Origin of the sequence: Pseudoalteromonas sp. ESRF-bin5, assembly GCF_002632075.1 — a bacterium.
GTDB classification, from domain to species: Bacteria; Pseudomonadota; Gammaproteobacteria; order Enterobacterales; family Alteromonadaceae; genus Pseudoalteromonas; species Pseudoalteromonas marina.
Window position 1 is genome coordinate 1 of sequence record NZ_NTLW01000305.1, and the last position, 4,232, is coordinate 4,232.

Consider the following 4,232-nt stretch of genomic DNA (forward strand, 5'->3'; position numbering starts at 1 on the left):
CCCCCTTTTATTGAATGAGCGGCTCTAAAAATAGTGTTAATAGTTTCTAAGTCTTCCTCACCGGGTACTAAGTTTAAAAGCTCAGCTTCCATGGTATCGAGGCCTTCAAAACTCTCTTCAAAGAAAACTTCAAAAAATTGACTTAAATCTATACTCACTTTGCGCTCCTTGACTAACGAATAACCTTTTTAATCACCGCTAGTAGCTGCTCAGGATTAAATGGCTTTACTATCCAGCCTGTTGCACCAGCCGCTTTACCTTCTACCTTTTTTTCTAAGCCCGACTCGGTTGTAAGCATAAGTAGTGGCGTAAATTTATAATCAGGTAACGTACGTAGCTCTCGGATTAATGTAATGCCATCCATAATAGGCATGTTTACATCTGAAATAACCGCATCAAAACCTTGCTGCTTAGCAATAGCCAATGCCTCACTGCCGTCTTTGGCCTCTGTTACATCAAAGCCTGCGGTTTTTAAGGTAAAGCTCACCATCTGACGCATTGATGCTGAATCATCAACCGCTAAGATTTTTTTCATATAAACCTCTAACTATTTCTTTCGATTGTTAAATAATGACTTAAGCCAAGCTGATTAATGGTATGTGCTAATGCTGCACTACTGCCGACCCATATAATTTTGTGTTGGATGGTAAGTAAGTGTTTTTGAAGCGCACATAACAGCTGAATAGATGCAGTATCTGCAGACACTACACCGCTAATATCAAGACTGATATCGTCGTTGCTATTGAGTTCTTGTAGTAAGTCTTGGTGGAGCGTTTCAACTTGGGTAATCACAAGTTCGCTTGGAAGTTTTAACATTTAAAATTGTGTAATCCCTTTCATTTCAATTCATAACAAAAGCTTAGCTCTAGTTGTTAAAATTGCCATAAAAGGGTCAAAAAAAAATTTAATAAATTTATAAACAGGAATGAAAAAACAAAAAAGGGAGCCTAAAGCCCCCTTAAAATACGTGAAAATTTAAAAAGTCAGTTTTTAGTAGTAGTTTGCAATAACTTTAAACTCTTGCGTTAATTGAGTTGAATTAATAAGCGGCACACTGCCTTGTTTAAACTCAGGTTTGAAAATAGCTCTTAGCGCTCCTGTATCATCAACCAACGCAACTGATGCGCTATGATCAACCGCATAATCAGCTTTTGTTGTATCACTAATTGCGTAAATTAGGCCAAGCTCTCTTACTACTGGAAAAAGATCTTTATGCTCCCCTGAAACAGCCAAAAAATTGGGGTTAAAGTAATCTATATATTGTTTTCGTTTTTCTGCTGTATCTCTGTTTGGATCGACCGACACAAACCATATTTGTAATGGGTAATCAGCTTCCAGCTCTTTATAAACTGCGTTTAACTTAGCCAATGTTAACGGGCATATATCGGGACAACTTGTGTATCCTAAAAACACTAAATTCCATTGCCCTTTAAATTGCGCTTTTGTCACTGGTTCGCCGTGCTGATTTTTTAACGTAAAATCCGAAAGTGATTTAGCGTTTTCATAAACAAGTGCATTTAAATTTTGAGGATCGTTTTCACTTGAGCACGCTGATAAAAATAAACTTAAAACAACAATTACTAAAAGCCATAACCGTTTCATAAAGGAAGCCATTTATCTATAAATAAGAGCACGAAGAGTACCATTAAATGCACTATCGAAAAACGAAATAAATCCATAGCCTTGTCGTTATTAGCTGCAAATTTTAACTTAATGGCTTTGTACATAAACACACTATTTAGCGCACAAGCACCCACTAAGTAAATACCCCCTGACATACCAATTAAGTATGGCATCACACACACTAAGGCCAATAAAACTGAGTATGCAACTACACATGTTTTACAAAAGTCGATACCGTGGGTAACCGGCAGCATTGGAATTTTTGCACGCTCGTAATCACTTTTTCGAGCAATGGCTAAAGCCCAAAAATGAGGAGGAGTCCAGGTAAATATAATCATAACAAGCAACCACGGCGCTGCTGCCATTTGGTTTGTTTCAGATACCCAACCAAGCAATGGCGGCATCGCTCCAGCAAGTCCGCCTATTACAATATTTTGAGGTGTTGCACGTTTTAAAAATGACGTATAAATAAAGGCATAACCCACTAATGCAAATAACGTTAATATTGCTGTAAGCGTATTAGCCCACACCATAAGCATGATGAAACCAGCAATACCAATACTTGCCGCAAACGTTAATGCATGTGTTTTACTTAAACGCCCTTTAGCAACAGGGCGATGACGCGTTCTTGCCATTTTAGAGTCTATTTCGCTATCTACTACATGGTTAATAACGGCAGCGGCAGCAGACAACAGGCCTATTCCTAATAGACTAATCATCTGAACGCCTATTCCACGTCCAACATCCGGGGCTAATGCTAATCCAACCCAGGCTGTTAAAACCAACATCGCCACCACTTTAAATTTACTGATGGCTAAGTAATCTTGTAATAGATCGTAAGCACGCAAGCTAAGTGATTGAGTATGTGCAGGCTGTATTGTTTTTTTGTTTATTGTTAGTGCCATTATATTTCTCCTTTATGTGCGTGATTTTAGGTAATAACACAACCTAACCATACTTAATAACAGTATGGCAGCCATTAGGTTATGCGCCAGTGCTACACCCAACGGAAAGTGCCAATGTACCAAAATGAGTCCTAAGCTAATTTGGCAAAATAAAGTAACCAATACTGCTATTACGCAGCTTTTAATTTTTTGAGAGTAAGCGTGACTGTAAATTTTCCACATAATAAGCGCCAATACTATGCAGGTTACTAATGCCCAAATACGGTGTAATAAGTGAATAGACATTCTTGCTTGTTGTGAAAGCACACCAAACTCATAGTTGCTGTGCTCAAGCGGTAACTGAAAAACACTCCTCAGTGAAAAAGGCTGAGCGTAATCACATAAAGGTAAACCATTACAGTGTGGTGCGGCGTAATTAGCCGCAAGCCAACCACCCAGCGCTATTTGAAAGACCAGTACAATAAGCGCAATTAAACTTAATCCATAATACCGCTTAGCCCCCGCATCTCCGCCCATAATGGGTTTTGCTGTTAACCTTAAATACAGCAATGTAATTAGCGATAAAATACTAAAACCACCCAATAAATGCCCCATCACAATAAGTGGTTGCAGATTCATAGTGACAGTCCACATACCTAAGGCAGCTTGAAACACAACAAGTAATAGCAATAAAGATGTGAGCTTTAATGGTGTAGTTGGAAATTGACGCTTTAAAAAAGCAACAATAAACAGCGCTAAAATCATCAATCCTAAGGTGCCCGCAAAATACCTATGAATCATTTCTTTCCAGGCTTTTGCTTTTTCAAACACCATATCAGGGTAGCTTTGTGTTGCTAAAGCAATATCAGCTTCATGTTTAGGAACCGTTAAAAAGCCATAACACCCGGGCCAATCTGGGCAACCCAGTCCTGCATCACTCAAACGAGTGTATGCACCCAGTGCAACAACAACTAAAGCAAAAAGTCCGGTCAATAAAACCCAATTCTTATAATTTTTGTACATCTTTAACCTCACACTAAACGGATTAGCTTGAACGAGAATAATTAAGTAGTTTTTTTAAATCCTTTAATAGCCCTTTTTGAACTAAGCGGTTTTCTTGAGGCTTTGCTTTGTATGGGTACTCAAGTACCACAAGCCCCATATGATCAATTAAATACAAACTTGCGGGGGTCAAGCTTGCTTGCTGGGCCATTTTTTTCCATGGTAAGTCAGCTTGTGAAGGACTTCCCATAACAGCCATATCTACCTTTCCTTGATTTTTACCAAGCGCTATATACAAATTATTAAGCGCCTCAAGTTGCTCGTTACATGACGCACTGCACTCACTCGAATAATTAAGCGCTATAGTCCATTGTTTAGGATTATTTTGTTGCCAGTTTTCTAGTTTTATCTCTTCATTTAGAAATTCACCGTGATTTGTAACCGCACTAGGTAACCAATCGAATTTGAGCGCGCTATAGGCTAAAAACAAAGGGATAGCACAACAGGTTACAAACAATAAAAGGGGGTTATTTTTCATTTTTATTCCTTTTTTTACTCGCAAAAATGGCTACAACAACACATGCAAAGGCGATTAAAAACCACTGCACCGCATAGGCGTTATGTTTTTGTGGGCTCATTACAACCGCTTCGTAATGCGGTATCGCAATTTCATCACCCTCACCTTGGCGGTAAGCCATAAAGTTAACCAATGGGAAATGAGTG

General features: G+C 38.7%; 7 protein-coding genes and 1 pseudogene. All 8 read right to left on the reverse strand.

What is annotated here, in order from left to right; translation table 11 throughout:
* On the reverse strand, positions 1 to 158 hold a 158-nt coding region (locus BCG07_RS18665; protein WP_286891493.1), incomplete at its 3' end, for an Hpt domain-containing protein.
* Between the two features lie 14 nt (positions 159 to 172).
* Complete coding sequence (locus BCG07_RS18670) at positions 173 to 535, reverse strand: response regulator (RefSeq protein ID WP_006793785.1); 363 nt, start codon at positions 533 to 535, stop codon at positions 173 to 175.
* Positions 536 to 543: 8 nt separating this feature from the next.
* Entirely contained in the window at positions 544 to 816 is a 273-nt protein-coding gene (locus tag BCG07_RS18675) for an STAS domain-containing protein (protein ID WP_006793784.1), read from the reverse strand.
* Between the two features lie 174 nt (positions 817 to 990).
* Positions 991 to 1,602 carry an SCO family protein gene (locus BCG07_RS18680; protein ID WP_039038357.1) on the reverse strand — a complete coding sequence of 204 codons (612 nt, stop codon included), beginning with the start codon at positions 1,600 to 1,602 and terminating at the stop codon, positions 991 to 993.
* Positions 1,599 to 2,528: a heme o synthase gene (gene cyoE, locus BCG07_RS18685; RefSeq protein WP_286891491.1), complete on the reverse strand. Its 930-nt coding sequence runs from the start codon at positions 2,526 to 2,528 to the stop codon at positions 1,599 to 1,601. Before cyoE ends, BCG07_RS18680 begins: the two co-directional genes overlap by 4 nt.
* A 12-nt stretch (positions 2,529 to 2,540) precedes the next feature.
* Entirely contained in the window at positions 2,541 to 3,530 is a 990-nt protein-coding gene (locus tag BCG07_RS18690; protein ID WP_277053876.1) for a COX15/CtaA family protein, read from the reverse strand.
* 22 nt (positions 3,531 to 3,552) lie between these two features.
* Positions 3,553 to 4,047 carry a redox-active disulfide-containing membrane protein gene (locus tag BCG07_RS18695; RefSeq protein ID WP_277053875.1) on the reverse strand — a complete coding sequence of 165 codons (495 nt, stop codon included), beginning with the start codon at positions 4,045 to 4,047 and terminating at the stop codon, positions 3,553 to 3,555.
* Positions 4,037 to 4,232 (reverse strand): annotated as a pseudogene (locus BCG07_RS18700) (SURF1 family protein); the annotation flags it as partial. The gene BCG07_RS18695 and the pseudogene BCG07_RS18700, both read right to left, overlap by 11 nt.